The organism is Halomonas sp. 3D7M (assembly GCF_014897885.1).
Classification (GTDB): Bacteria; Pseudomonadota; Gammaproteobacteria; order Pseudomonadales; family Halomonadaceae; genus Vreelandella.
Window position 1 is genome coordinate 78248 of record NZ_JABUZF010000208.1, and the last position, 3476, is coordinate 81723.

Here is a 3476-nt window from a genome sequence, read left to right on the forward strand (position 1 = left end):
CCCCCCCAGCCGCTGCCTGGTGGTAGAAGATAGCGTGGCAGGAGTGACCGCTGCTTATGCTGCAGGCATGCGAGTGATTGGTTTTGTAGGGGCAAGTCATATAGATGAACAGCAGTCTTCACGGCTACTGGCGGCGGGCGCTTGGCGAATTTTGCCCCATATGCGCGGACTTCACGCTTTAGTAGACGAGTGGCAATCCCATTTGCAAGGACAAGATAACAATGAAACTGCTCAATAAACGCGCCGTCATTACTGGCGGTGCCCGTGGTATCGGTTTAGCCATTGCTCAGCGCTACCTCGCCGAAGGGGCGAAGGTCATTGTGGCCGACATCGATGCCAACGCCATTGACGATGCGCTCGCCACGCTGCAACAAGACGCTGGTGCCGAGCGCGTGATGGGTGTCGTGCTGAACGTGTGCGATCAAGCCTCTATCAACGCCATGGTGGAGCGCGTTACCGAGCGATTTGGTGGGATCGATATTTTAGTCAATAACGCCGCGGTGTTTGATATGGCACCGGTGCTCGAGGTGACAGAGGCCAGCTTTGACAAGCAGTTTGCGGTGAATGCCAAGGGGCTGTTTTTTACCCTGCAGATCGTGGCTCGCGCCATGGTGGCACAAGGCCAAGGGGGCAAAATTATTAATATGTCGTCTCAGGCAGGCCGACGGGGCGAGCCACTCGTCAGCGTTTACTGTGCGAGTAAAGCCGCTGTGATTAGCCTGACCCAGTCCTGTGGGCTGGATTTGATCAAGCACCGTATTAACGTGAACGGCATTGCACCGGGGGTAGTGGATACGCCGATGTGGGAAGAAGTCGATGCACTGTTTGCACGCTATGAGAACCGCCCGCTGGGCGAGAAAAAGCGTTTGGTTGGCGAGTCTGTGCCCTTTGGGCGTATGGGATTGCCGGAAGACCACACGGGGGCCGCCGTGTTTCTTGCTAGTCAGGATAGTGACTACATCGTTGCCCAGACGCTCAACGTCGATGGTGGCAACTGGATGAGTTGAGACGCCTATGACCCCTGATCTTGTTTCGTTAAGCCACCAACTGTTGGATGCCGCCGAAGGCAAAACGCGCTTTATGGTTGCCCTGGCGGGGCCCCCCGGGGCAGGTAAGTCTTATCGCAGCGCGCTGTTATGCGATGCGATTAATCAGCAGCGGCCAGGGCAGGCAGCCGTGGTGCCGATGGATGGCTACCACTTCGATAACGCCGTGCTAGGTGATGAGCAACTGCCGGTGAAAGGCGCGCCGCACACCTTCGATGTCGATGGCTTACATCATGATTTAGCGCGCATTCGTCGCGCAGATCAACCGGTAGCGGTGCCGGTGTTTGACCGTCCGCTGGATCTTGCTCGAGCCGGGGGGCGGTTGATTACTCCAGCGCAGCGCATTGTGATTGTGGAAGGTAATTACCTACTGCTGGATCAAGAACCCTGGCGGGCGCTGCACAAGCTGTTCGACTGGACGCTGTTTATCGATGTGGACGATGCCGTACTGGTTGAGCGGTTGGTGAATCGCTGGCTGTGCATGGGCCAAGACCATATCGGCGCTCTCGAGCGCGCTCATCAAAAAGACATGCTTAACGCTGAACTTGTAAAAAACGGCAGCGTGCCACCTGACCAGCGCTGGCGCTAGGGCGCGGCGTGGCTAACAAATGACCCGGAGAGTGACGATGACTCAGCTTAATAATCACAACATGGGTGCTCTCAGTGCGGCGGTTGAGACGCCTACTTATGATCGGCAGGCCGTGACGCCAGGCATCGTGCATATTGGCGTCGGTGGTTTTCATCGTGCTCATCAAGCGATGTACCTAGACGCACTAATGAACCAGGGTGAGGCGCTTGAGTGGGGCATTGTGGGGGTGGGAGTAATGCCCGGCGATAAGCGTATGCAGCAGGCCCTTGCTGCGCAAGACTATCTCTATACGCTCGTGGTGAAACACCCCGACGGCGAGTATCAGCCCCGTGTGATCGGCAGTATGGTGGATTACCTGTTTGCGCCAGAAGACCCCGAAGCGGTGATCGAAAAAATGGCCGATCCCGCCATCAAGATTGTGTCGCTCACCGTGACGGAAGGTGGCTACAACTTCCATCCAGTGACTGGAGAATTCAATCTGGATTCTCCACAGGTACGTGATGATCTCGCCCACCCAGAGCAGCCTTCCACCAGCTTTGGCTTAGTGGTGGAAGCTCTGGTTCGCCGCCGGGCGCGAGGCATTGCACCTTTTACGGTGATGTCCTGCGACAATATTCAAGGTAACGGTGACGTGGCTAAACGCATGTTCAGTGCCTACGCCCGTGCACGCAGCGCAGGGCTTGGCGACTGGCTAGCTGCCGAAGTGGCGTTTCCCAATGCCATGGTGGATCGCATCACACCAGTGACAGCGCCTACGGATATTGACGAGCTGGCCCAGCGGTTTGATGTAGAAGATGCCTGGCCAGTGGTATGCGAGCCCTTCACCCAATGGGTGTTGGAAGATCACTTTCCCTTGGGTCGCCCGGCGCTTGAGAAAGTAGGCGTGCAACTTGTCGATGATGTAGAGCCTTATGAGCTGATGAAGCTTCGACTGCTCAATGCCAGTCATCAGGCGCTTGCTTACTTCGGCTACTTGGCAGGCTACCGCTATGCCCATGAAGTTTGCCAAGACCCGCTGTTTGTCGAGTTTTTGCTGGGCTATATGCGTGAAGAGGGCACGCCTACGCTGGCGCCAGTGCCAGGGGTAGATTTAGAAACCTATCGGCTGACCCTGATTGAACGCTTCGCCAACCCGCAAATTAAAGACACTCTGGCACGACTCTGTGCTGAAAGCTCTGATCGCATTCCCAAATGGCTCGTGCCTGTCATTCGCCAGCAACTTGCCCTGGGAGGTGAGATTAAGCGCAGCGCCGCCGTGGTCGCCAGCTGGGCACGTTACGCTGAAGGCGTCGATGAGCAGGGAGAAGCTATCGATATTGTGGACCGTCTGCGTGAGCCATTGATGGCTATTGCCACTAACAACCGCACGAACCCCGCTGCGTTTGTCGAGAACCGCGAGCTGTTTGGCGACTTGGCTGACCAGCCTCGCTTTCTAAACGCTTACCTAAAGTCATTGACGTCGCTGCATGAACGGGGAGCACGGGCTACTCTTGAGGCTCTGGTCGCGTCCAAAGGAACGTTGTGATGTATATCGGGGTAGATTGCGGTACACAGAGTACCAAAGTTGTGGTGGTAGATGTGGAGCGTGGCGTCATCCTGGGTGAAGGCAGTCGTCCCCATAGCCTAGACGAGGGAGAGCATGGCCGCCGGGAACAGGCGCCAGCAGAGTGGCTGGCAGCGCTCAAAGGAGCTTTTTTTCAAGCACTTGAGCATGCTGGTATTGATGCCAAGCAGGTGCGGGGGATTGGCGTTTCCGGACAGCAGCACGGCATGGTGGCACTGGATGCGGATGGTGTGCCGGTGTATCCCGCCAAACTGTGGTGCGATACCGAAACCAGTGC

The 3476-nt window shown here is 56.7% G+C and carries 4 protein-coding genes and 1 pseudogene; all 5 read left to right on the forward strand.

Translation table 11 applies throughout. From position 1 onward, the window contains the following. Positions 1–238: pseudogene (locus INT22_RS20895) on the forward strand (HAD family hydrolase); the annotation flags it as partial. Then, positions 222–1007: an L-iditol 2-dehydrogenase gene (locus tag INT22_RS11840; RefSeq protein ID WP_193061570.1), complete on the forward strand. Its 786-nt coding sequence runs from the start codon at positions 222–224 to the stop codon at positions 1005–1007. The pseudogene INT22_RS20895 and the gene INT22_RS11840, both read left to right, overlap by 17 nt. Before the next feature lie 7 nt (positions 1008–1014). Continuing rightward, the gene (locus INT22_RS11845; protein ID WP_193061571.1) at positions 1015–1635 is read left to right on the forward strand and encodes a nucleoside/nucleotide kinase family protein; all 621 of its coding nucleotides are present in this window, start codon (positions 1015–1017) and stop codon (positions 1633–1635) included. 37 nt (positions 1636–1672) lie between these two features. Next, positions 1673–3160 carry a mannitol dehydrogenase family protein gene (locus tag INT22_RS11850; RefSeq protein ID WP_193061572.1) on the forward strand — a complete coding sequence of 496 codons (1488 nt, stop codon included), beginning with the start codon at positions 1673–1675 and terminating at the stop codon, positions 3158–3160. Beyond that, positions 3160–3476 (forward strand): FGGY family carbohydrate kinase (locus INT22_RS11855; protein WP_264298839.1); only part of this gene is annotated, 317 nt, incomplete at its 3' end. The genes INT22_RS11850 and INT22_RS11855, both read left to right, overlap by 1 nt.